The sequence below is a fragment of the Algoriphagus litoralis genome, assembly GCF_003259255.1.
Lineage (GTDB): Bacteria > Bacteroidota > Bacteroidia > Cytophagales > Cyclobacteriaceae > Algoriphagus > Algoriphagus litoralis.
The window spans coordinates 22,071-46,112 of record NZ_QGOL01000012.1; the positions used below are offsets into that span (position 1 = coordinate 22,071).

Consider the following 24,042-nt stretch of genomic DNA (forward strand, 5'->3'; position numbering starts at 1 on the left):
CTGATTTCTATTTTCAAATCACTCCAATCCTTTGTCCCGCATTTTCTGAAATTCGTCAAATCTCCTGAAAATCGCGACCGAGAAACCGATCAACATGATAATCGTGCCGATCCAAAGTACATTGATGTATGGCTTGACGATGGCTTTCATCACGACATAGTCTTTCTGGTATTGATTGACTTTGAAGACAAATTTGTTTTGCTCTGGAAGAATATTTTCCAAGCTCACCTTCAGCCCAAGTTCAGTATCGATGACCGGTAATTTACCGACTTGATTGTTACGTATGATAAACGTTGGCTCGAGTAGTTTCTCCGTGTCATAATCCAGAACCCGAAGCTTGGCTTTTACAGCGACATCGCCTTCCTGCAACTGGTACCCTTCGATTTCTTTGAGCACCTCTGCTCCGTCAAAGTAGGTAACAAAATCAGCGATGTGAAATTGCTCACCTGGAGATACCTCATAGTTTTCATCTTCTTTCCACTCCGGATCTTCATAATCATTCATTGCAGCGACATAGGTGTACAAGTCTCTGTTGAGATAGATTTTTGAATCAGGGGAAGATATCAGCCCGCCCATGCCTTCATTAAATTGGGACATCGGACTGAGTGAGAATTTCAGGGTTTCATTCTGGAGATAGTCGATTTTGAAGTAGTCATTTTCTTCCAAAACGATCTTGACCACATCGCCTTTTTTGAAGTGATCTTTGAAATCCTCCAAGGCGATAGCTTCATTGACGTTTCCAGTCGATTCGAGGATTTTAGCAGGCACGTATTCTGGCACGCCTACCACTTTTTTCTGCCTTCCCCGGTAGATGACCGTGTAATCTTTCATCTGAGTCGGTTTGTTGATCCAGAGTAGGACGTGCTCCTTATTCATCTCATCTTCCCAGCTGTTGCTATAAGTAAGTCCTGACATATTGATGGAGATCACATCCGAATAGCCCGAGCTGAACATGATCCCGATGAGAATCATGCCCAAACCAATGTGTGCCAATGAGCCCCCCGCAAGTTTAAATGTGGATTTTTTGAGAATTTTGGCTAGAATCACCGCGTTTGCCACGATGGTAAAAGTGCCGGCAAGGACAATGATGATGTATTTCCAGTCGTAAACTTTTGCCAAAACAATAATCGCCGCAGAAATCAGCACCGAGACGATGTAGGGGGTAACTAAGGCTTCCTTCAGTGCTTTTTTGTCAATTTTCTGCCACCAGAAAAACTGTCCAACCGAGGTCAAAAGTGCAATCGCTACAGCAAACCACAATTGGAATTTGGTGTAAAACTCCACTTGGTCTGCCGGAGGCGCCATATTTGAGATGCCGCCGAAGCTTTCCACCAATGCATTCCAAGCGGGAATTGATGTCGGAAGAATCACTTGGAATGCCATCAACCCCAAGGTCACAGCACCAAGAAAAATCCAGAACTCACGGGAATACACGTCAGCTTCTTTTTCTGAAGTGGGTATGTGTTTCCAAGCTCTGGCTGCCAAAAACACAGCAATCACCAAGAAAAACAGCATGTAGATCAGCAACTGACCGGAAAGTCCAAGATCGGTAAATGAGTGTACGGAAGCATCTCCCAACACCCCAGATCTCACCAAGAATGTAGCATAAAGCACCAGAATAAAGCTCATAATCACCAAGACTATGGAAGTCTTGAGCGCAGTAGCGCTCTTCTTGAAGGTGATCATGGTATGAATCGAGGCGACCAGAATCAGCCAGGGAACATACACGGCATTTTCTACCGGGTCCCAATTCCAATAGCCGCCAAAGTTGAGCGTCACATAGGCCCAATAGGCACCCATGATAATTCCCATTCCCAAAATCATGGCTGAAAAAATGGCCCAAGGAAGTGCCGGACGAATCCACTCAGAATATCTTTTGGTCACCAATCCACCGATCAAAAAGGCGAAAGGAATCAACGTGGAAGCATAACCAAGGAAAAGTGTTGGTGGGTGAATCACCATCCAGATATTTTGCAAAAGTGGATTGAGGCCGGTTCCATCCTCAGGAACAAAATCGGGATTGAGCTCGAAAATCGGTGCTTGAGTTGCATCTCTCAACAACATAAATGGAGAACTGCCGATCTTCAGATCTCCGATCACCACACCCATAATCATTGAAATCAAAAAGGCCTGAACCAAAGCGAAAACAATCATCACAGGCGCTTCCCAGAATTTATTGGTGTGGATTAGGATTACACCTAAAATTACATTCCAAAATGCCCAGAGGATGAATGCCCCTTCCTGTCCTTCCCAGAAACTGGAAATCATATAGTGGACAGGAAGTGCTTTGGAGGAGTGAGAATAGGCGTAAAAATACTCGTATCGGTGATTGTAGATGATTTCAAAAAGTGAGAAAGCAATCATCACGGTAGAAACCGTGTGGATGTAAAAACTGATGCGGCTGAACCGTCTCCAGCTTGCTTTTTCAATTTCATTTGCCCTGAAATACTGAAAATAGGCATAAGCAGTAACCAGTGCACTGACAAAGGCCACGATCGTCATCAGATGGCCAAGATTACCCACAAAGGTATTAATCATGATTTTTTAATTGGGATAGCGTTTCAACTTCACATTCCTGCCGCCTGCACATCTGTCTCCTGATATTTGGAAGGGCACTTCATCAGGATTTTATCTGCTACAAATATTTCTTTGTCTCGATAAGATCCGATTACGACTACCTGCTCTGAGCGCTGAAAATCAGCTGGCACCGGTTCGTTGTAAAATACTTTTTGCTCTGTACCATCATTGTCTACCAGAAGGAAAGTAAATGAAGTTTTGTCTTCCCGTACCTCAATCCCTGACACCTGTCCGGTAGCGTCTTTTTTCAACTGACCCACGACGTGAATCGCTTTGTCCTCACCGTCTTCTTTCATTTCCCATGCGGTATTAAAGCTTTCGTAGCTACTGGCATCTCCGATGGAAGTCATGATGATTACGATGGCGATTGCTATGATTCCTAGGCCGATGATGTGTCCTTTTTTCATATATCGAGCGGTTTATGACGTAATGTTTTTTTCGAGTTTGGAGATTTTTCGGTCCGTATTTACCAGATAAACTGTGATCCCGATGAAAATGATTGCAATGATTCCCACCAAAACATAAATTTTTCCGTCTCCACGCAGTTGATCCGCCATTTCTACGGTACTGTTGGAGTAGTCGGATTCGGTTACCGGAATTTTTTCCTGAGCTAGAGCGCTCAGTGAGAATAGTAGCAGGGCAATTGTCAAGAATTTTTTCATGTGTTTGTAATTTGTTTTTAGCAGACACACCTGCCTTTTCCGGCAGGCAGGTGGAATCTTCTCGCCTTCCGGCAGGAAGATGCATTACAATCATCCCTTTGTGTATCGACTTGGGTCATGCTCGATTTCATCTCAGGAATTTAGAAATCTGTCCTCCAGCACTCGTTCCACTCTACGGATTCTCACTCGGACCGTTGCCATCCAAGCTCCCAAAAGGGTCCATCCTAGAATTGCTGGATAAAATACCAGGCGGAGTTTGGAATCAAGATCGTAGGCGTTGAACCCAGGATTCCCTCCGTTACCAGGATGAAGACTGTCTGTTAACCTTGGCAAAACGAAGATCAGGGGAATGAAAGCTGCAAAAGCGAAAATATTATAGACTGAACCTATCCGAGCTTTCTGCTGTGGATCTGTGATGCTGCCTCTGAGAATGAGATAGGCAAAGTACATGAGTAAGCCTATAGCGGCGGCATTTTGCTTGGGATCACCACTCCAGTAGTCTCCCCAGGTAAACCTCGCCCATAGCATCCCGGTGACAATACCCAATACGCCAAAAAGAATAGCGGCATTAGTGAATTCAATCGCCATGTCGTCATGCTCAAGGTTGTTGGTTCGCAAATATTTAATGCTGTAATATACTGCCACTATCAGCATCAGAATCATCCCAAACCACATGGTCACATGGAAATGTAAGGCACGGATGGTTTCATTCAGAATAGGAAGTCGAGGGACGTCCATCAGCAATCCGGCAGTGAGTGTGTACAGCAAGAGTCCGATTGCAAGGATTTTCCACCAGGATTGGCGCATAGGGTAATTTTGCTTTTTCAAGCGCAAAAATACGTCATAAGTTCCTGAATCCCGTGCTTTTTTCTGATAAAAGGAAATGGGATTTACGATTTAAGAAGTACCAATTACGAGGTCATGTTCGATATCAATCCGGCGAGATCCGACGAAATTTGAAATCCCCGGGACTAGATCATTTTTTTATGTTATCAACAAAGACACCCAAAACCATTCTTCCTATTTTTCAATTTTAAAATATTTCAATTTTCCAATCCTTACCTTTGTCCTGTGGAAAACCAAAAGATCGACATTCGAAAATTAAGTCTGACCGAGCTGGAAGACTATTTTTTGGCAAAAGGGGACAAAAAATTCCGGGCAAAGCAGGTCTATGATTGGCTTTGGAATAAGTCCCTGAAAAACTTCGATGACATGAGCAATATTTCCCTGTCCACCCGGGAAATGCTGAAGGAAAACTTCATCATCAACCACATTCAGGTCGATCTGATGCAGCATAGCAGCGACGGCACCATCAAAAATGCTGTAAAACTCTACGATGATAAGATTGTCGAATCTGTACTTATTCCTACCACCAAGCGGATTACTGCATGCGTATCCTCCCAGGTAGGTTGTAGTCTGGATTGTAACTTTTGTGCAACTGCGAGGCTTAAGCGTATGCGTAACCTCACCCCTGGTGAGATTTACGACCAAGTCGTCGCCATCAAAGAAGAAGCAGAGACCTATTTCCAGCGGCCCTTGACCAATATCGTTTTCATGGGGATGGGTGAGCCTCTGCTCAATTATGCCAATGTGATCGAGGCCATTGATAAAATTACTTCTCACGAAGGACTTGGAATGGCTCCGAGAAGGATTACCCTGTCTACTGTAGGGGTGACCAAGATGATCCGAAAGATGGCAGACGATGAGGTTAAATTTAATCTTGCCGTTTCGCTCCACTCGGCGATCAATGAAACGCGCTCCCGTCTCATGCCGATCAACGATTCCAATCCGATCGAGGAACTAGCTGAAGCTTTAAAATACTGGTACCAAAAGACCAAACGAAAGGTGACTTACGAATATGTGATCTGGGAGGGAATCAATGACGATGAAAAACACGTACGTGCACTTGCCAAATTCTGTAAAATCATTCCTTCAAAGGTAAATCTGATCCAGTACAACCCGATCGATGAAGGGGAATTTCGTCAGGCAAAGCAGGAAGCAGTGGATATGTATGTGCGGATTTTGGAGCAAAATGGAATCATCGCCAAAGTCCGGAAATCAAGAGGACAAGACATCGACGCTGCGTGTGGGCAGCTGGCTAATAAAAACGAAGTAGCACAATTATCAAGGATTTAATATTTTTTTTCTTGTATTTAAAGCAAGTAGTAGTTTTATTACTTGCGTTTTTGATAACCAACTATTCTACTCATGAAAACCCTTTTTTCAGGGATGCTTTTTGTTGCATTCAGCTTCTTTGTTTTACCCATTCAGGCACAGGAAACATTACCTGATCAGATTCAAAACTATTTTCAGAGCATCCAAAAAGAATTTCCTACGGAGAAAGTTTATCTGCACCTGGATAAGCATACGTACACTCTGGGTGATGACGTATGGTTCAGTGCCTATCTCCTTGCAGGGAGTAGCCAGATTCCCTCTCCGTTGAGTAGCACCTTATATGTGGATATTTTTGATGGGTCTGGCCTGCTGTTGGAGCAGCGCAAAGTGAAAATCGAACAAGGCCGTGGTGCGGGGGACTTTAAAATTCCAAGATTCGGAAAAACAGGTAAATACCAAGTCAAAGCCTACACAGCATGGATGCGAAATTTTGGTGAAGAATATTTTCTTACCACTTCTTTTGTAGTAGTCGATGGTGCAGGGGGGTCATTTCTTCCAAAGGTTAACTTTAGCGAAATCAGTACCTCTACCGGGAAAGTAAAATACCAAGTAGAAATCGATGCAGTTTCCAGTAGTGGAAATCCATTGTCCAATCAACCTTTGGAAATTCGAGCACTTGCCGGCGAAACTGAATTGTACAAGCAATCTCTTGCCCTGAATGCACAGGGTCAAGCTTCTTTTTCCTTCACTATACCCGAAAAAGACAATCCCAGTCAAAGTCTGGAAATGACTTACTATGAAAACGGGGATTATCCCGTGACTCAGACCATCCGCCTGCCATACGCTTTGAGTTTGGCAGATGTACAGTTTTTGCCTGAGGGAGGACATATGGTGATTGGCAAAAAGTCAAATGTGGCCTTTCGTGCTGTGGATCCAGATGGAACTCCTTTGGATATTCAGGGTACAATCGAGGGACAGCCTTTTGCCACCCGTTTTGGAGGCATGGGAAAAGTGGAATTGACGCCTTCCAAATCAGATTATTCAGCGGTAATCACCAACCCAAAAACAGGTGAAACCAGAACTGTTTCCCTCCCCAAGGCGGATTCTGAGGGACTTGTCGTCCAAGTAGTCAATAATCCTGGTGCTGCATTTATCACGGTTTTTGTACAGGGGCAGTACGACCCAAATTCCTTGCTGTTGGTTTCTCAGACTCGTGGGGTGATCAATTACATGATTCAGGGTGCTTTGGCCAATGGAGTTTGGGGAGTTAGGATTCCAAAAGAAAACCTCATCTCCGGGATCAACCACATTACTGTACTGAGTACTGAGGGCAAGCCGCTTTTGGAGCGTTTGATTTTTGTTCAAAAAGATGATTTTCTCAAGCTTGAACTAGCCAACTCCGGTCCACTCAGCCCTCGGGGAAAAGTAGCGTTGGACTTTACAGGGACTTTCAATAATCAGCCTGCCAAAGGTTCTTTTTCCATTTCTGTGACTGATGCAGATCAAGTGAGTGATGAGTCAGATGAGTATGGAACCATTTTCTCGTCCTTGCTCCTGACTTCAGACCTTCGTGGCAAAATCCATCAGCCAGGAATTTATTTCAAAGATCAGGAAGCAGAGACATTGGAGCTGCTTGATCTAGTCATGTTGACTCATGGATGGAGACGGTTTACCTGGGATGATGTATTGGCCAATAAGCTTCCTGAGATTGCTAATTTCATCGAGCGTGGAATTAATATTGAAGGACAGATTACAGAGCAGCAAGAAACCAAAAAAGGACTTGGTGGTGGAAAGGTAAGTGCTGTAATTGGGGATGGAATTGAGATTATTTCTTCTGAATACGGCCCAAATGGGCGGTTTATTTTAAGGGAATTGGATTATCAGGATTCGGTCACAGTGACCATCACCGCTGAGGATAGCCGTGCAAGAAATTTCGTGGATGTGAGTATCATCAAGCCTGAGGCAGTATTTACTCAGATCAATGGGGTCTACCCCACCCAAATCCAATGGCCTGCTGCCTTAGCAGAAAGTTTCGAAGCAAGAAACTTGCTTCAGCGACTCAATGAAGATCAGGATATTTTGGATCTGGAAGGAGTGACTGTAGAAGCCAAGACGATTCAAAAAGAAGAAGAGGAAGTCAGAAAAATATATGGAACAGGTGATGTGACAATCAATCCGGATAAAATCCCGGGGAATGTTGCTTATACAAACGTCTTTCAGCTGATCCAAGGCAGAGTATCCGGAGTTCAGGTTTTTGTTTCGGGTTTGGATGTTCAGGTCCAGATCAGGGGAGTAGGCTCGGTTAACTCCGGAACAGGTCCATTGTATTTGTTGGATAATTTCCCTGTGGATGCCAGCACCTTACTTCAAATAAATCCCCGGGATGTATCCAGTGTGGATGTTTTTAAGGATCCGGCCAGAGCAGCCATTTTTGGTTCGCAGGGTGCAAATGGGGTCATTGCAGTCTACACCAAAACGGGTGCTGGGATCAGTAATGTAAGCGTTGGGGGGACCTTGGTGACCCAATATGGAGGGTATGATTCTCCGAGGGAATTTTATTCGCCCAAATACGATGAAAAATCAAACGCAAATGCTACTACGGACAGCAGGGCGACACTTTATTGGAACCCAGCAGTAAATACTGATGCCAATGGCAAAGCACAAATCCAGTTTTTCAATTCTGACACTGCAAAACGCCAACTGATCATTCTAGAAGGGATGGACGCTGAAGGTAGACTGGGCAGGACTGTAAAAATCATCCAATAGTCCACACTTGCAAAGCTCAGCAAAGGCGCTTACCTTTTTTAGAAAAAAGCTGGATCTATGAAAAAAGCACTTTTGTTTTTTGTTCTGATGGGAGCCTTGGTCATTCAGTCTGAGGCTCAGGAAAAAGGTGATGCTAGACTACATGCCTTGGCAACCTATGGATTACGGTTTGGTGAATTTGGAGCCGGAGCCGGAGCTGAGTTCTTTTTTGCAGACAAGTTTGCTTTGATGCCGAGTTTTGTGAAATATTTTCCCGAAGTGGGTAATTCCAGCAACCTGAGTTTTGACCTGCGGTATTATGTGACCGAGGGACCATCACAGCTCTATTTTATGGCAGGATACAGCCAAACTTTTCAAAATAATCAACCCGGACAGCCTGGGGTCAAGCAAAATTATGTTGGAGCTAATGTCGGCGTCGGTGCCTATATCGTCCTCACGGAATGGGTTGGCCTGAGTACCGAGTTCAAATTTCAAAGTCAATTTAGGCAGGAACCCGGATTCAGAATTGGGTTGGCTTTTCCTCTTTAGTCCGTTTGAAATCTATCTCGAAAATGAGGTCAGGATAGGCCGTTATTACTTTTTGCTGAATTCAAAAAGCTTCCTTTTTTCTTCTTTGCTAAGTGCATCGTATCCTTTCTCGGCGATTTTATCCAGGATCATGTCGATTTCTTCCTGTGTAGCTTCTTGGTTTTTTGCTATCGTGGAAGGATTGGATTTGGAAGAAAAGCTCCCAAAACCACCACTGCTCGTAGTTTTTGCTTTGCGGTAGCTGACTTTTACTTTGCTTTGATTTCGGCTAAATAGATTTTCAAAGAAAATTCCCACTTTCTGCACGGGCACTCCCCAGTCGTTCCCTTTGCGGAGCTGAGTGATGTAGAGGTAGCCGAGCAGTGCTCCTCCCAGATGGGCAATCTCCCCGCCAGCGTTGGCACCGATGGAGTTGGCAAAAGATAGAATTACATAGAATGCCGCAATGTAAACGATCTTGACAGGACCGATAATGAGTAGAAAAAACGTGGTATTTGGAGTGAGTGTCGCTGCGCCTACGACAATGGCAAAAACGCCTGCACTCGCTCCCAACATCATAGAAGTTTCTACAGATTGGCTGAAATAGGGAGCAAGGTTGTAGATAACCACATAAAACAAAGCACCGAATAGTCCGCCCAAAATGTAAAGATTGGCGAGTTTTCTACTGCCTAAGTACTGGTGAACCAATAAACCAAACCAGTACAAAAACAGCATATTGAAGAGAATATGAAAAACCCCTTCGTGCAGGAACATGTAAGTGAACACCGTCCAAGGCTGAGTGGCAAGTTTGGGCAGGTAAGCAGGCATTGTCAGATGACTTAAGGCAGCTTGATAAATGTCTCCCAATCCACTGATGGTGAGCAGTACGCGGACAATCAGCAATCCAAAAAACACCAGAATATTGATCGCAATCAGCTTATAAAGGCTGTTGTCGCTGTGCCTGAAGGCATTTTTCAAATTGTCCCAGAAACCTCCGTACATATCAATAGAAACTTTTTCTGTCCTTTTTCCAATAATAAACCAATATCGCCCCGATCACCAGTCCGCTCAAATGCGCAAAATGTGCGACATTATCGGTAGGGCTGTTTAGAAATACGTTATAAATCGTATAAAGGGCATAAACTCCCACCAAATATTTTGCTTTGACAGGCATGGGGGGGAAAAGCAGGAAGAGTTGAGTATTTGGGAAAAGCATACCAAAAGCTACCAAGATTCCGAAAAGTGCGCCAGATGCACCCACCATGGGTTGATTAGAGCGAAGTCTAAGAATAGCCTCAAGGGTCTTTTCTGCTCGCTCTATATACATGGGGTCTTCAGGATTTCGACTGTATTGATCCACAAAATCAAAAACTTCCGGTGAGAAGTAGCCCCTGTTTTCCAATACAAGGCGGTTGAAGTATTCAGGATCTGGACTGCTTTCAAAAGCCAGTACTTTGTCTTCAAGCGTTTTATATTCATACATAGAGTAGCCTGAATAGAGTACTCCTGCACCGATCCCACAGACCATCCAAAGGATAAATAATTTTTTAGGACCCAAAAACTGTTCAAGCAGGGGACCAAAAATTAACAATCCAAACATGTTGCTGAATAGATGCCAAAAATCGGCATGCATAAACATGTAGGTTAAAAATTGAAATGGTTTGAAGTAGGTACTTTGAAGGTAATACAAGGCAAACCACTCATTCAATACTGGAAATACAAAATTCGCCACCACAAAAACGACGATGTTGATCAGGAGGAGATTTTGTACGACCGGGGTGATATTTCTAAACATGCTATTTTCCGAAGAAGGAGTGAATGTTATTTAAATCCAATTTCACGAATGTTTTGTTCCCTGCAGGGGAATAATTGGGATTTTGACTGGCAAAAAGCTGACCAACGAGTGTCTCCATTTCTTGGGAATTGAGTTTTTGTCCTTTTTTGATGGATGCTCTGCGCGAAAGTGATCGGGCCAAGTTTTCCCGCTTATCGAGTGAAAGTTCGTTTTTGAAGTTTTTAAACTGCTCCAACAGACCTTCGAAAAGCTCTTTCTCATTTTTGACCTGCACATCTGCAGGTACTCCTTGGATCAGGACTGTGTCTTTGCCGAATTCTTCCACCACAAACCCCAAACTGTGAAGCTCAGCAAGCATATCCATGACCAAGGCAAAATCTCCGGCATTCAACTGAACGGTAGGCGGGAAGAGGCATTGCTGAGAGGCGCCTTGTGCAGACTGAAGCTGTCGGAAATATCGGTCATAAAGTATTCGCTCGTGAGCCGACTGCTGATCCACGATGAGCAGACCTGTAGACATCTGTGCAATGATATAGCTCAATTCGACCTGAAAAGTTGTGCCTGTCGCTTCTGTCTCTTGCGATGGGATCATCAGCCTGGATTCATCCGAACTCGCCCGACTGGGAAATGTCAGGATCTCATGGTCTTCATCCGTACTGTGGGAAGGTGAAGACTGAGACGAATTTCCTTCAAAAAGCCGCTCCCAGCCTGACACGGAAGACTTTTTGAATTCCGGTGTGTTGAATGTTTTGTAGCTATACTCCCGATCGACTTGGACTTTGGTGTCGGGATTCTTTGTCCAATTTTCCTGATAGTTTACATCCAGCGAAAAATCGAGTGAAGGCATCACATGATGAGCTCCGAGTGCTTGCTTGACTGCCGATCGAATGACGGCATAGACTGTGCGCTCGTCATCAAATTTAATTTCCGTTTTGGTAGGGTGAACATTGATGTCAATGTGTGCAGGATCAATGTCCAAAAACAAAACATAAAACGGGTATTGGTCATTTTGAATCAGTCCGTCAAAGGCTGAGCTTACCGCATGGTGGAGGTAGGAGCTTTTGATGTAGCGGTTGTTGACGAAGAAAAACTGCTCTCCGCGGGTTTTCTTAGCATTTTCAGGTTTGCCGATGTAACCTTTGACATTTAAGTGGGGAGTTTCCTCGTTGCAGGGAACTAGCTGACCTTGGTAGTTTTTTCCAAAAAGACTGACAATCCGCTGACTCAGCTTTCCCGCAGGGAGACTGAATACTTCCAAATCCTGCTGGAACAGTGAAAAAGCTACCTCAGGATAAGAAAGCGCCACCCGCTGAAATTCATCCACAATGTGACGCATTTCTACGGGATTGGATTTTAGGAAATTACGGCGGGCAGGTACATTGAAAAACAGGTTTTTCATGGCCACCGAGGTGCCTACAGGTATAGCGACGGGTTCTTGTTTTTTGACCTCTGATCCTTCGATCTGAATCAGTGTGCCTAGTTCCGTATCGGACTGTCTGGTCTTAAGTTCTACCTGAGCGACTGCAGCAATGGAAGCTAGCGCCTCTCCTCTAAATCCAAAAGTACGGATGGAAAATAAGTCCTCGGATGTGCGGATTTTGGATGTGGCGTGACGTTCAAAACTCATGCGGGCATCGGTTGCAGACATGCCTTTTCCATTGTCAATGACTTGGATGAGTTGTTTTCCGGCCTCCTTGATGACTACTTGGATTTGGGTCGCTCCGGCATCTACAGCATTCTCCAGGAGTTCTTTGAGTGCAGAAGCAGGACGCTGTACTACCTCTCCTGCCGCAATTTGATTGGCGATTGCATCCGGGAGAAGTTGGATGATGTTACTCATCTTTTGAGCGGGGTTTTAATCTGACCACGAAATAAATCCCAGCGGCAACCAAACCAACATATAACAAATAAGTAAAGACATCCGGGCCGATGTATATGTATCCGAAAGCCAAAAATATCATTCCTAAAAACAACATGGTTCGGATCATAGCGGTGGAGCTAAATAAGCTGGTCTCCCGCGGTTTGATTCCCTTGTACTGGGAAAAGGATCCTTTAATGCCTGCTCCATACCCCGACAAATCAGACTCACCATCTGGTCCAAGCAGACCTTCACTCTCTAATTCTTTTTTGATTCTGGAAGTGCGCTGTTCGATTTCCTCTTTGACAGGATCGTAATATCTGGGCTTAATATCATACCTCATTGGGCTGGCGGTACGAAATATGGAAGGGAATTTCATGGTTTTATAAGTTTTTTAGCAGTGGTCTGACATTCTCTTGCTGGGGTTTTTATTTCCAGGGTATTAAGTAATTGACCTGCTCGAATCATCTTCAATCGGTTCAAGCTGCGATCAACCTGACAAACTATAACTGCATTAAATGCTGAATATACCGTAAAACACTTAATTGCGTTTAAAACAACAAAGCCTACTCAATGTTGCCTAATCTTTGCTATATTGATTTTGGAGTCTCATTCTGGTAGTTGTGAAGTAAATGGAGACTATTGAAAGTTTGCGCTTTCGCTGCCTTCACAATGCATTTTTAAAGGTAAGTATAAAAAATTGATCTCGATAATGAATAGGAAGCTTTGGAGACTGTTTTCACTGGTAATACTTCTCGGAATATTTACCTCGGGAAAAGTAGATCCCTTTGTCTCAAATCATGACCCACTGATCAGTGAGGACCGAATGGAGCAGGAAGCATGGGTGGACAGTGTTTTTTCAGCCATGACTTTGGATGAGCGCTTGGGTCAATTGTTCATGGTGGCTGCTTACTCTAACAAAGATCAAAAACACATCGATGAAATAAGCAATTTGGTCAAAACTGAAAATCTGGGAGGGTTGATTTTCTTTCAGGGTGGGCCAGATCGCCAGGCTAGATTGACCAATTACTACCAGGCCCAATCAAAAACACCACTCTTTATTGCAATGGATGCAGAGTGGGGGATCGGGATGCGATTGGATTCAGTGTCAAACTTCCCAAAAGCAATGACGCTGGGAGCAATTCAGAATCCAGATTTGATATACGAAATGGGAGCAGAAATCGCCCGACAATTCAAGGAATTAGGGATGCACATCAATTTTGCCCCAGTGGTCGATGTCAATTCCAATCCCGATAATCCAGTAATCGGATACCGGGCTTTTGGAGAGAATAAAGATGTGGTCACTAAAAGAGCGGTGGCGTATATGAAGGGACTTCAAGATAATGGGGTCATTGCCAATGCCAAGCATTTCCCCGGTCATGGCGATACCGAAAGCGACAGTCACTATACCTTGCCTGTAATCAAGCATGCAGAGAAGCGGATTTGGGATGTGGACCTTTATCCGTATCAGGAACTTTTCAGGGAGGATTTGATGTCAGTGATGGTTGCTCACCTCAATGTCCCAAGTTTGGATAACGGACTAAACATCCCAACAAGTCTATCTAAACCTGTGGTGACTGATTTGCTTCAAAATCGAATGAATTTTCAGGGATTGATCTTCACAGATGCGCTCAACATGCGGGGCGTTGCTAATGTCAACAAGCCTGGTGAAGTGGATCTCAAAGCCCTACTTGCTGGCAACGATGTACTCTTGTATTCTCAGGACGTACCTAAGGCAAAAGCCTTGATCAAGGAAGCCATCGAAAATGAAAGTATCAAGGAATCTGAAATCAATCGGAGGGTAAAGAAAATTCTGAAGGCAAAGTATTGGGCTGGACTGGATAGATACAAGCCTATCGATACCTACCGGATTGTCGAGCGCCTAAATACACCAAAAACGGCTGAAGTGATCGAAAAGCTCTATGCTGAATCGATTACGGTGGCCGCCAACAAAGGAGATATTCTTCCTTTCAAAAATCTTGATCTTCAAAAATTTGCCAGTTTAACAATCGGAGATGATGGGAAGGTATTCCATGCCTATTTGAAAAATTATACTAGTGTCGATCACTTCACTATTGAAAAAGCCGCCGGCGAATCTGCACATTACAACCTGATGAAGCAGCTGGAAGACTATGATGTGGTAGTCATCGGCCTGATGGGGGTGACTAACAGTCCCAAGCGTGCATTTGGAATTGCTCCAGGAGATATTCAATTGATCCGAAGCCTTGAGAAAAGACAAAAAGTTGTCACGGTGCTTTTTGGGAATGCTTATGGAGCAAAGGCACTGGAAGGGATGGGAAATGTGGTTTTGGCCTATGAAAACTCAGCTGAGACTCAAAAACTAGTTCCGCAGGTTCTTTTTGGAGGCAGACCAGGCCAGGGCATTTTGCCAGTTACGGTCAGTGGTCAATATTCCCATGGGGTAGGTGGATACCTCAGCGACGCCAAAAGGGTCGCATACGGGACGCCTGAAAGTGTCGGACTTAATTCAGAAATTCTGGATAAAATCGATGAGGTCGCAAACCGAATGATACAGATCCAAGCGGCTCCGGGAGGAAATGTGCTGGTGATGAAAGATGGAAAGGTTGTTTTCGAGCGATCCTATGGTTACCTGGACTATAAAAAGACCGCACCAGTTACTCGGGAAACCGTCTACGATTTGGCTTCGATCACCAAAGTCCTTGCAACGACTCAGGCAGTCATGTTTCTCCAGAGTCGGGGAGAATTGGATATGAATCGAACTTTGGGTGAGTATTTGCCCGAGCTCAAGGGTACCAATAAATCTGGCCTTGTACTCAAAAATGTAATGGCACATGAAGCTGGACTGAAAGCATTCATTCCACACTATGTCAAAACTGTGGAATCAGGACAATGGCGAGGAGATTATTACAAAGCCTCCTTAGAGCCGGGATTCAGCCGGCCGGTATCCAATGACATGTATGGAAGGGATGCACTTCGGGATAGTATCTGGAATTGGACTGTGAAATCCGAGCTTTTGCCCCGGCCGCACAAGTATGTTTATTCGGATTTGACCATGTATTTCATGCAGGCTGTAGTAGAGCGGATAGTCAACCAGCCCTTGGATGAATTTCTCGATCAGAATTTTTACGCACCTCTTGGTTTGAAGACCTTGACCTTCAATCCGTATCTCAAGATGCCCTTGGATAAAATCGCTCCGACAGAGAATGATGTCGCTTTCCGAAAACGACAGGTTCAGGGTTTTGTCCATGATCCAGGTGCTGCGATGTACGGAGGTGTGGCCGGTCATGCGGGACTTTTTGGCACAGCCAATGATATCGCAGTGATGATGCAGCTGATGCTGAATAAGGGGACTTACGGAGATGTGACCTTATACAAACCTGAAACAGTGGATCAATTTACGAAACGTCAGTCTACCCTGAGTCGTCGAGGTTGGGGATGGGATAAACCTGAGCCCGAAAAAGGCAAAGGTGGATCTGCGGGTAAACTAGCTCCGAAAAGCACCTTCGGTCATACCGGATTTACTGGTACATGCGTGTGGGCTGATCCGGAAAATCAGTTGGTGTATGTTTTTCTTTCCAATCGTGTCTATCCCGAAGCAGAAAACAACAAATTATTGACAGAGGGTATCCGGACCAAAATTCATGACATCATCTACGAGGCCATGGAAAAGTAAGGGGCAGAGCTAGGGAGATGTCCTTTAGACAGAGTTACTCTGATTTTTTCTTCTTTGCGTCACGGAGTGATTTGAGGTAGAGCCCTTCTACCCGCTCCCTTGCCCAGGGTGTTTTTCGTAAAAATTTTAGGCTTGAATTCACAGAAGGATCGTGGGTAAAGCAACGAATTGTAATCCGCTCCCCGAGCTCTTTCCAACCATAAACTGACACAAGATGCTCGACGATTTCAGCTAGTTTTACGCCGTGAAGGGGGTTGTTGGGTTGAGGTTCCATAGATGCTAGAATGCTGAATACTGAAAACTGGGGCTGGTTACTGTTCTCTGGGTTCGATCAAGTCCCACAAGTTGCCATACAAATCCTTGAATACGGATACCGTTCCATACGTTTCTTCGGCAGGTTCACGGATAAACTCTACGCCTCGAGCGGTATACCTTCTATAGTCTCTCCAAAAATCATCGGTGTAAAGGAAAAGGAACACTCGTCCACCAGCCTGAAGTCCAATTTGAACTTGCTGGCTTTCGTTTGCTGCTTTGGCCAAAAGTAAATGGCAAGCAGATCCGGGAGGTGATACCCTCACCCAGCGCTTGGTCTCACTCATTTGGGTATCTTCCAAAAGCTCAAAGCCGAGGATTGCTGTGTAGTAGTGAATGGCTTCGTCGTAATCACTGACGAGTAAGGTGAGTTGGCCGAGTTGCTGTTTCATATTAAAATTTTAAAAAACGATATTTTTATTTCATAGTTTAATAATTGAATTTAGTTTAATTGTCTAAACCAATTTTCATGTACAAGTTTACCTCAAAAACACTAGTTGCCGGTCTTTTTTCAGTGTTGATTTTTTCCTGTCAGGATAAAAAGGAAGAGCAAAAGTCTTATAGTCTCTCGGCATCAGGTGAAAAAATAATTTTACCGATCAACGACTCGACTTCCAATATTAGTCCTGGCCTGCAATACTTTGAAGGAGGCAAACCGTACCTTTTCAGCGCAAATTGGAACACGAATTCTCTTCAAATCTATGACTTAGAAAATCAGGTTTTAGAGAAGGAGTTGGTTTTCGAGCGTGAAGGAGATCAGGGAATTGAGTGGAATTATTTTCATGTGCAAAGCTTGGACAGCATTTTCCTTTTTCCACCATTTGGTAATCGTTTTGCAATAATCGACACTTCGGGAGTGATCCAAAACCGGATTCGATTTGAACTTCCCACTGGCTATTCGACCATTTTTCCACATAATAGCTACTATGTCTCACCACCAACGGTAATTGGAAAAGAGTTGATTGTAAAAGTCAGGGGGGATAAAAGGCTAACCGAATACACTCAAAGTAACTTGGATAGCATGTCACTTGAAGCAGCTATTAATTTGGAAACTGGTGCTGTTCGGATGTTTCCGCCAGGCTTTCCCAATGACTATCTCAGCTCAGGAAGTAAGCAATTGGAATACAGTATTGTAAATACAAGTGGGAAGAAATTTGTATCGTTCATAGGTGATCACCGCCTCTATTCTACGGGTCAAAATTCAGAAGCTTGGACCGTGATAGACGCGAAAAGCCAGTTTTTGGATAATCAAATGCCTAAGATTCCAAAAGATGTCGATAGCAGAGGAATGAGCGAATATGCTTTTTCCAAGTCGCGTTATGAATCGTTGGTTTACGATTCTTTTCGTAAGGTGTTTTATCGATTTGGGTATCCCCCTGTTGTTTTTGAGACTGATGAGGAATTGAGAGCACTGCGAACTAGCCCTTCAGCTTTTGTTGTGATGGTTTTCGATAAAGAACTTCAGCTCCTCACAGAAACTAAATTCGAAGCGGGCACCTATTTTCCTACCAATTTCTTTGTGGGGGAAAAGGGCCTATACCTTTCTCTCAGCCATCCGAATAATCCAGAAATCAAAGAGGATGAAATGGCTTTTGAGTTAATTAAGCTAGAAGGGAATTAACTTGATTTTTCACCAATGATCTTAGATCAAAAGGAATGAATCAAAAAAAAAAAGCCCCGAAGAAATTCGGGACTTTTCGTTTAGTTGATTTCCACTGCAATCGTATTATCATCTGGTAATCTATCAATCAGTTTATTGTAAGGATCGATTCCTGCTTTGACAGGTTCGCCCTTGACTTTGAAAGTGATCGTCGATTCTCCGGGCTTGATTTTATACTTTTGGATATATAGCGGATTGACGCGAGTTCTGCCATTTTCGTCTTTGTCCTCCGCTGCAAACACCCCAATATCAATGTAGTCAGCGACATATGCTGCATTGGATTCCTGACCTGTTTCATCGGCGTATAGCTTTTGGGATTTGACTTTTAGCGTGATTTCATATTCACCCGATGTGATGCGTTTGGCCTGGACTTCTTCTGCCTTGTTGTCATACAGCGTTATTTTGTTCCAAGTGTCATCCAAATAGTATTTCAGGCTGTCCGGCGTGACTGCATCCAGGTGCCTATAGAGGTCATAACTTCCAGGAAATGGTGGAGTTTCTTTGAGTCCAAATTCCTGATTAAACGCATACAATGCCGAATCCATCGCATCCTGACCGATTAAATCCTGTAATCCGTACAGGATCAAGCTGCCTTTGTAGTACCACTGATAAGCTCTGTTGCAATTGATAAACGTGTTCTCTTTCTTGCCTTCATTCGATCTGCCAGATAGGTAGTTGTCCAGTTCCTCTTTTAGGAATCGCTTCATGTTGTCTTTTCCATACCTTCTTTCTGTAAGGACCAGCGCAGAATATTCTGCCAGGGCTTCTGAAATCAGATTGGACCCTCGGGTATAGTTTGGAGCGATCTGATGCCCCCACCATTGGTGAGCAAGCTCATGGGCAGTGACATAGTAGACGTAATCAAAATCATCCGGATCCTTGAAATCGGCTACCCAACCGAAACTCTCCGCAAATGGAACGGTGTTAGGAAAGGATTGAGCAAAGCCTGCATACCTTGGGAATTCCATGAGACGCATCTGGCGAAACTGGAAGTCGCCATAGGTTTCAGAGAAATAGGTAATTCCATCTTGGTATGCACCTAGAAATCGATCTAGGTTATACTTATGCTTGGGATCGTGAAAGATTTCCAAGTTCACCGTTGAACCGTCAGGCATCACTGCTTTATCTTTCAACACCTCATATTCGGCTGAAATGAAGGTGAAAAAGGACTGAATCGGCGTATCCTGAATGTAGTGGAAATAGCGTCTTCCATTTTCTTCCCATTCTTTCTGCAGATATCCTGGCGCCACAGCGATTTGACTAGGGATAGTGCTGACGATTGCTTCAAACTGGATAAAATCAGCATCATCTGCGAAAAGCAATGTTCGTTCCCCATAGGGATCCCGATGTTCGGGTAGATCCTCTGGTTTGGGAGGAAGTCCATATTTTTTTCGGTCTTCATCACTGTTCATTTCTGCATTGGCAGAATAACCTATCTCAGGAACTCCCCCGCTGAAGAAGGTGCCGTTGTAGACGAGCTCACGACCATATCCTGCATTAGGGAATCCTTCATTGATTTTTTTGCTAAAGATGACAAAATCGAGTGTGTCTCCTGGCATCATGGGATCAGGTAGTGCGGTGATTTTGTACCATTCCTGCTCTGGTTTTGCGACAAAAAGCTGAAATTTTCTTGGCTTGTACTTAAGTGGGAATCGATAGTCCAGAGTGTCCCCATCCAGGAGTACCGTAAAGTCCGACAAGTCTGAACTATTGAAATGGATGGAATCAATAGGACTGTCGGTTTTATTTACCAATTGAACCTGGGCTTCGAAATAGGCATCCCGTTCCATGGGGAAAAGATCCGCTTTGATGGTGATCTTCGTCGCTTTTGGCTGAGGAATCCGGTCATATTTTTTAAGCTGTTGTTCATACGCAACAGCCCTTTCTTTGCCTTCATCGTCGGTTAAGTAGCCATTTTCATAGACTACAGAGTGGTAGATGTAAGCTCCGGAGAGCAGAGCGATAGCCAGAAATGCAAATGACAATTTTGGGGCAGGATTCCCAAGCCTGGATTTGGCGGTTTTTAGTCTGCTTTTCCATGAATTCTCGGTTCCTCTGCTGAAAAAGATACTGAAAAACAGCACTAGGAAAATCCCCCATGCAGTCCAATAGATATTGAACCAAACCAAAGGCTCTGCAAAATGACCAAGCCCATTCATGTCGCTCCAGGTATAGCCTGGCTTGTAGCTGAAGAAGAACAGATTGAAATCGTATCCTGCAAAACTCCTGAGGATAATCATCACCACCCAGATCCCAATTGCCGCAGCATGTCCGGCGAATTTATTGTTCACCACCAGATGAACTGCAAAAACCAGCATCACCATCTGAAGGAAATCCGGTAGCGTGATCAGGTAGCTGTCAATCAGGTAAATCGGGAGGTTGAAGTCAAAATAGCCTTTTAATACCTGGACGATCAGACCGACAACGATAGGAAGGGTGGTCAAAATCACACAAATGACTGCCATTCCAAAAAACTTCGAGGCGATCACCACTCCATCCTTTACCGGGAACGTATCATTGATCACCGAGTAGCCGGTTGACTTATCGCGGTGCAATGCCTCCCCAGTGAAGAATACGATGATGATAAATACAAAAAGCAGGTAGTCGTACCCCTTGTATTCCATCAAAAAGGAGGTGGTGGGGAAATTGGAAACACTATAGAGTGTGTTTCCGATCCAAAAATCCAAAATCAGAAATATCACCCCTCCGAGTAGAATAGATCTGAAATAGACGTCTCTCATCACATTTTGGATCTCGATCTTGGTCAGTGTGAGAAAGCTTTTCCACTGATAATCTGCTGTGAAGTTGGGCAAAACTCGCTTGAGTAGGCCTGAAGGAGCAGCCTCTGGGTCTTTTTTCTCAGAAAGCTTCTTCTGTGAGGTTTGAAAAAAGTAGGTAAAGCTAAATCTGAAATAAGACGCTAAAAAGAAAAACAATCCGACTCCGACCCAAATGATCCTATTCCAAAGCAAATTGCCTGTGACCGAGAGCAAGAAATTATTTTGCTCAAATGGAGTCAGATATCTTGTCTGCAGGTCGAAGGAATTCAACGCAAAAGGATCAATCAACTGCACAAGATCCTTGTTTTCAATATCCTGTGCGAGGAAGTTGGAAAGAAGGTATCCGATGAAAATCACAATACCACCGGAGTAGATCGACCGGATATTTCGGGTGAAAATAATTAAGGCGAAAAACAACGAAGCTGCCAACCAGAGATTGGGCACGATCAAGGTCAGCCACGGGTGGAGGTAGTTGATCAGGGAGTTTGGGCCATACCGCTCTGCATCTGTACCAAATAGCGGACCGAGAAGGCTTCCTAGGTAAATACCGACCAAAGCTCCCAAGGAGATAAAAAGGAGCACCACAAAAGAACCCCAAAACCTCCCCATGAAGTAGCCGAATTTGCCGATAGGATAGCTGAAAAGAAAGGTGCCAGTCTTGTGTTCCAAATCCCGGTACAAGGGCACGCCCATAATCGCAGATGCGATCAGAATACCGAATAGTGAAACCAAAACTAAAAGGTTGGCGATGACGATCGGAGCGTTGTGATAGACTTTTTCAGAGGCGGGGGTATTCCCGAAACCGATCAGCAGTAGCGGGACTATCAAAAGCAAAGCGAAGTAGATCCAGGTGGCTGGTCGGCCAAACCTGTATTTCAGCTCAAATAAAAAGATGTCTTTAAACATGGCTTAGGTTTAGATAGTGATCGGATCTACTTTTTTGGATATAAAACTGAAGTACACATCCTCCAAATCTGCAGGTGTCGGTACAAAACCATTCCCAGGATCTTCTTCGCTCTCTATTCGTAAGCTGAGTTTTCCTTCGGTCAACTTGGTCGAGATCACGTGGTAGTCTTTTCGGTATTTTGCCAAATCACTTTTCTCAATTGACTTTTTGTAGATTTTGCCTTGGACGATCGAGAGCCCTTCTTTGGGTTTGCCCTGCATCAGTACCTCACCGCTGCAGATGATGGCCATATTCGAGCAAAGGGTATTGACGTCTTCCACGATGTGCGTAGAGAGGATTACGATGGTATTTTCTCCGATTTCTGAAAGCAAATTGTAAAAACGGTTACGTTCCGATGGGTCCAAACCTGCTGTTGGTTCATCCACAATGATCAGCGAGGGACTGCCCACCAAAGCCTGGGCAATACCAAACCGCTGCCGCATCCCACCAGAGAATGTGCCGAGTCCTTTTTTCCGGTCTTTAAAAAGATTTACTTTTTGCAAGAGCGAGGCCACGAGTTCCTTTCGCTCAGACTTATTGCCGATCCCTTTCATTTGTGCGATATGGTCCAGCATCGTTTCCGCATTGATCCGGGGATATAGCCCAAAGTCCTGAGGCAAATACCCCAATCGCTCTCTCACCGCTTGTTTGTCTTTTAAAACATCAATTCCATTGAGTGATATGGTACCAAAATCCGCATCTTGAAGTGTGGCGATGGTTCGCATCAGGGTGGATTTACCGGCACCGTTTGGCCCGAGTAATCCAAACATTCCCTGAGGAACAGTCAAAGAAATATCATTCAGTGCTTTCACTCCATTTGAGTAAGTTTTGGAGAGGTTTTTAATCAGTAATTCCATAGATAAAAGGGTTAAAGGTGCTGGAGTTGGAAAAGGATACAGGATAAGCAACCAATTGAATTTTCAATTTTTGCATTTTGAATATAAGAAATTGATACTAAAGACTTTTCTTAAAAAAGGATAATTGCAGTCTACTAGCTTTAGATGCAGAATTTCCTCCAATGGTCACAGGGAATTAAAAAAAAAATCCTAACTCGATCTTCAGGAGTTCCACCCGTACTTTGGATTAAAATGTCTTTTATGAAGTTTAATTGGATTGCAATTGTTTGCTGCCTCTGTTTCGTTTCCTGCACCCAAAGGGATTTTTTGAAAGAATCGGGTCAGTTGGAAACCTTTGCCGAAATGGTCAAATCGGGAGTAAAACCTCTTGCATTGAGCCCACCTTTACCTACCGAAGAGATGGACCTTTTTATAGCAGAGGCCGAAAAGATTGCAGGGCAATACGAAATTGAACTGTTTCGGGAAGCAGATTTGATCGAAACGGATCTGTTTTCTGATTCGCTGGTTGTTGGTAAAGAAGTGCTGATTCTATACAAAGGAAATGGTCTGCGCTCCTACCAAGCTCTGAAAACCGAAATCGAGGAGGCGAAATCAGCAGGAAGCTACTCGGGAGATCAAAAGATTGCCTTTAGCAGAAGATTTGGGCGATTGTTGGGGTATCCGGTAGAGCGAATTAATGCGTTGCTTGCGGAGAACTCTGACTTTAGAGATCTGCAGGATTTTGGAATAAAGGGATTGGAAACCCACTGGTTTTATAAAGATTTGAATGCTGCGCGGGATTTTTATACAAAAAAACTGGGGCTAAAAATCCAATCAGATTCTGATTCCTTAGTGGTGCTGGGCATCGCCGGTGACGCTAAACTCGTCTTGCGGGATCTTTCCAAATCCACCTATTCGTCCACCACACCCAAATCCGTGGCGCTGGCATTTCTTACTGAGGATCTACAGGGGTGGTATGATCACCTGCTTGCCAAAAATGTTCCCATCAAGTATTCGCTGAAAGTAAAGCCCGGTGGGCCGCACGATGGTTTTGTGGCAGTAGATCCGGAAGGCTACCTGCTTGAGTTTGAAACTTTCTTTCAGCACCCCGAAAATGAAATTCTCATTCCCGAGCTATCCCAACTCCCTGCTGAACCAACCGCACTTGATGTAAACCTCAGTCTTCAAGGGTCCATTACTTGGCTTTACTACAAAGACATGCTTCCTGCACAGCTCTTTGTGGAAGAAAATGTTGGCTTGACCCTGAGTGCGGATCAAGGTTGGGCCAAAATCTACCGCCTGTCGACGAACAGCTACTTAGGTTTGGTTGATGGGCTTCGTGGAATGAATGCCTTTTCCGATCAAAAACTCGTCGAGTTAAAACTCGATCTGGCAAGACCAGAAGAATGGGGTACTTACCTTAAAACCAAATCATCAGATTCTACTCAGGTTGCTGGATTTTTCCGTGATCCGGGATTCTACCGCTATACTTACTAAGTAAATCACCTTCCTAAGAAATCGAGCATGACCAAGGCGTTTCACACTTGGATGATTAGAAACCTTGCGAGATTTC

The 24,042-nt window shown here is 44.2% G+C and carries 18 protein-coding genes; 6 read left to right on the forward strand and 12 right to left on the reverse strand.

The genetic code is table 11. From position 1 onward, the window contains the following. Positions 1-18: 18 nt before the first annotated feature. The 4 genes from ccsA (DK188_RS14520) to ccsA (DK188_RS14535) form a co-directional block, all read right to left on the reverse strand. The gene (ccsA, locus tag DK188_RS14520) at positions 19-2,538 is read right to left on the reverse strand and encodes a cytochrome c biogenesis protein CcsA (protein ID WP_111671558.1); all 2,520 of its coding nucleotides are present in this window, start codon (positions 2,536-2,538) and stop codon (positions 19-21) included. Positions 2,539-2,567: 29 nt separating this feature from the next. Continuing rightward, a complete protein-coding gene (locus DK188_RS14525; protein WP_111671559.1) occupies positions 2,568-2,984 on the reverse strand; it encodes a cytochrome c maturation protein CcmE domain-containing protein in 417 nt (138 codons plus the stop codon). A 12-nt stretch (positions 2,985-2,996) separates the two neighbouring features. Next, positions 2,997-3,239, reverse strand: coding sequence for a CcmD family protein (locus DK188_RS14530; protein ID WP_111671560.1), 243 nt, complete (start codon positions 3,237-3,239; stop codon positions 2,997-2,999). Positions 3,240-3,371: 132 nt separating this feature from the next. Further along, positions 3,372-4,046, reverse strand: a complete 675-nt coding sequence (gene ccsA / locus DK188_RS14535) for a cytochrome c biogenesis protein CcsA (protein WP_111671561.1) — start codon at positions 4,044-4,046, stop codon at positions 3,372-3,374. A gap of 264 nt (positions 4,047-4,310) precedes the next feature. On the opposite strand from ccsA (DK188_RS14535), the gene rlmN reads away from it, so the two are divergent. The 3 genes from rlmN (at position 4,311) to DK188_RS14550 (ending at position 8,648) form a co-directional block, all read left to right on the forward strand. Next, positions 4,311-5,375: a 23S rRNA (adenine(2503)-C(2))-methyltransferase RlmN gene (gene rlmN / locus DK188_RS14540; protein ID WP_111671562.1), complete on the forward strand. Its 1,065-nt coding sequence runs from the start codon at positions 4,311-4,313 to the stop codon at positions 5,373-5,375. Between the two features lie 72 nt (positions 5,376-5,447). After that, positions 5,448-8,120 carry a TonB-dependent receptor plug domain-containing protein gene (locus DK188_RS14545; protein ID WP_111671563.1) on the forward strand — a complete coding sequence of 891 codons (2,673 nt, stop codon included), beginning with the start codon at positions 5,448-5,450 and terminating at the stop codon, positions 8,118-8,120. Between the two features lie 57 nt (positions 8,121-8,177). Further along, positions 8,178-8,648 (forward strand): hypothetical protein, encoded by a 471-nt coding sequence (locus DK188_RS14550; RefSeq protein WP_111671564.1) that lies wholly within the window; start codon positions 8,178-8,180, stop codon positions 8,646-8,648. Between the two features lie 45 nt (positions 8,649-8,693). Here the strand turns inward: DK188_RS14550 and DK188_RS14555 are convergent, their stop codons facing one another. Genes DK188_RS14555 through DK188_RS14570 form a run of 4 tightly spaced genes read right to left on the reverse strand, consistent with a single transcriptional unit; the run spans position 8,694 to position 12,659 of the window. Further along, positions 8,694-9,629: a rhomboid family protein gene (locus tag DK188_RS14555; RefSeq protein ID WP_111671565.1), complete on the reverse strand. Its 936-nt coding sequence runs from the start codon at positions 9,627-9,629 to the stop codon at positions 8,694-8,696. A gap of 1 nt (position 9,630) precedes the next feature. Beyond that, positions 9,631-10,422, reverse strand: coding sequence for a rhomboid family intramembrane serine protease (locus DK188_RS14560; RefSeq protein ID WP_111671566.1), 792 nt, complete (start codon positions 10,420-10,422; stop codon positions 9,631-9,633). 1 nt (position 10,423) lies between these two features. Beyond that, positions 10,424-12,262, reverse strand: a complete 1,839-nt coding sequence (gene mutL / locus DK188_RS14565; RefSeq protein WP_111671567.1) for a DNA mismatch repair endonuclease MutL — start codon at positions 12,260-12,262, stop codon at positions 10,424-10,426. Further along, positions 12,255-12,659: a DUF3784 domain-containing protein gene (locus DK188_RS14570; protein WP_111671568.1), complete on the reverse strand. Its 405-nt coding sequence runs from the start codon at positions 12,657-12,659 to the stop codon at positions 12,255-12,257. The genes mutL and DK188_RS14570 overlap by 8 nt, the downstream gene beginning before the upstream one ends. Before the next feature lie 333 nt (positions 12,660-12,992). On the opposite strand from DK188_RS14570, the gene DK188_RS14575 reads away from it, so the two are divergent. Then, a complete protein-coding gene (locus tag DK188_RS14575; RefSeq protein ID WP_111671569.1) occupies positions 12,993-15,935 on the forward strand; it encodes a glycoside hydrolase family 3 N-terminal domain-containing protein in 2,943 nt (980 codons plus the stop codon). Between the two features lie 34 nt (positions 15,936-15,969). On the opposite strand, the gene DK188_RS14580 is transcribed toward DK188_RS14575, so the two are convergent. After that, positions 15,970-16,209 (reverse strand): VF530 family protein, encoded by a 240-nt coding sequence (locus tag DK188_RS14580; RefSeq protein ID WP_111671570.1) that lies wholly within the window; start codon positions 16,207-16,209, stop codon positions 15,970-15,972. Between the two features lie 37 nt (positions 16,210-16,246). Beyond that, the gene (locus tag DK188_RS14585) at positions 16,247-16,639 is read right to left on the reverse strand and encodes a VOC family protein (RefSeq protein WP_111671571.1); all 393 of its coding nucleotides are present in this window, start codon (positions 16,637-16,639) and stop codon (positions 16,247-16,249) included. A gap of 77 nt (positions 16,640-16,716) precedes the next feature. Between DK188_RS14585 and DK188_RS14590 the strand changes: the two genes are divergently transcribed. Then, a complete protein-coding gene (locus DK188_RS14590) occupies positions 16,717-17,868 on the forward strand; it encodes a DUF4221 family protein (RefSeq protein ID WP_111671572.1) in 1,152 nt (383 codons plus the stop codon). Between the two features lie 80 nt (positions 17,869-17,948). Here the strand turns inward: DK188_RS14590 and DK188_RS14595 are convergent, their stop codons facing one another. Then, positions 17,949-21,593, reverse strand: coding sequence for an ABC transporter permease/M1 family aminopeptidase (locus DK188_RS14595; protein ID WP_111671573.1), 3,645 nt, complete (start codon positions 21,591-21,593; stop codon positions 17,949-17,951). 9 nt (positions 21,594-21,602) lie between these two features. Continuing rightward, entirely contained in the window at positions 21,603-22,490 is an 888-nt protein-coding gene (locus tag DK188_RS14600) for an ABC transporter ATP-binding protein (protein ID WP_111671574.1), read from the reverse strand. A gap of 342 nt (positions 22,491-22,832) precedes the next feature. On the opposite strand from DK188_RS14600, the gene DK188_RS14605 reads away from it, so the two are divergent. Then, positions 22,833-23,966 (forward strand): VOC family protein, encoded by a 1,134-nt coding sequence (locus tag DK188_RS14605; RefSeq protein ID WP_198673025.1) that lies wholly within the window; start codon positions 22,833-22,835, stop codon positions 23,964-23,966. Positions 23,967-24,042 lie beyond the last annotated feature (76 nt).

What these genes read in the sequence shown, in the direction of transcription:
- DK188_RS14605 (WP_198673025.1), top strand. Translation starts at nt 22,833, where the DNA reads ATGGTCAAATCGGGAGTAAAACCTCTTGCATTGAGCCCACCTTTACCT.
- DK188_RS14525 (WP_111671559.1), bottom strand. Translation starts at nt 2,984, where the DNA reads ATGAAAAAAGGACACATCATCGGCCTAGGAATCATAGCAATCGCCATC.
- DK188_RS14545 (WP_111671563.1), top strand. Translation starts at nt 5,448, where the DNA reads ATGAAAACCCTTTTTTCAGGGATGCTTTTTGTTGCATTCAGCTTCTTT.
- DK188_RS14575 (WP_111671569.1), top strand. Translation starts at nt 12,993, where the DNA reads ATGAATAGGAAGCTTTGGAGACTGTTTTCACTGGTAATACTTCTCGGA.
- ccsA (WP_111671558.1), bottom strand. Translation starts at nt 2,538, where the DNA reads ATGATTAATACCTTTGTGGGTAATCTTGGCCATCTGATGACGATCGTG.
- DK188_RS14550 (WP_111671564.1), top strand. Translation starts at nt 8,178, where the DNA reads ATGAAAAAAGCACTTTTGTTTTTTGTTCTGATGGGAGCCTTGGTCATT.
- DK188_RS14560 (WP_111671566.1), bottom strand. Translation starts at nt 10,422, where the DNA reads ATGTTTAGAAATATCACCCCGGTCGTACAAAATCTCCTCCTGATCAAC.
- DK188_RS14585 (WP_111671571.1), bottom strand. Translation starts at nt 16,639, where the DNA reads ATGAAACAGCAACTCGGCCAACTCACCTTACTCGTCAGTGATTACGAC.
- DK188_RS14555 (WP_111671565.1), bottom strand. Translation starts at nt 9,629, where the DNA reads ATGTACGGAGGTTTCTGGGACAATTTGAAAAATGCCTTCAGGCACAGC.
- DK188_RS14580 (WP_111671570.1), bottom strand. Translation starts at nt 16,209, where the DNA reads ATGGAACCTCAACCCAACAACCCCCTTCACGGCGTAAAACTAGCTGAA.
- ccsA (WP_111671561.1), bottom strand. Translation starts at nt 4,046, where the DNA reads ATGCGCCAATCCTGGTGGAAAATCCTTGCAATCGGACTCTTGCTGTAC.
- DK188_RS14600 (WP_111671574.1), bottom strand. Translation starts at nt 22,490, where the DNA reads ATGGAATTACTGATTAAAAACCTCTCCAAAACTTACTCAAATGGAGTG.
- mutL (WP_111671567.1), bottom strand. Translation starts at nt 12,262, where the DNA reads ATGAGTAACATCATCCAACTTCTCCCGGATGCAATCGCCAATCAAATT.
- DK188_RS14590 (WP_111671572.1), top strand. Translation starts at nt 16,717, where the DNA reads ATGTACAAGTTTACCTCAAAAACACTAGTTGCCGGTCTTTTTTCAGTG.
- DK188_RS14595 (WP_111671573.1), bottom strand. Translation starts at nt 21,593, where the DNA reads ATGTTTAAAGACATCTTTTTATTTGAGCTGAAATACAGGTTTGGCCGA.
- DK188_RS14530 (WP_111671560.1), bottom strand. Translation starts at nt 3,239, where the DNA reads ATGAAAAAATTCTTGACAATTGCCCTGCTACTATTCTCACTGAGCGCT.
- DK188_RS14570 (WP_111671568.1), bottom strand. Translation starts at nt 12,659, where the DNA reads ATGAAATTCCCTTCCATATTTCGTACCGCCAGCCCAATGAGGTATGAT.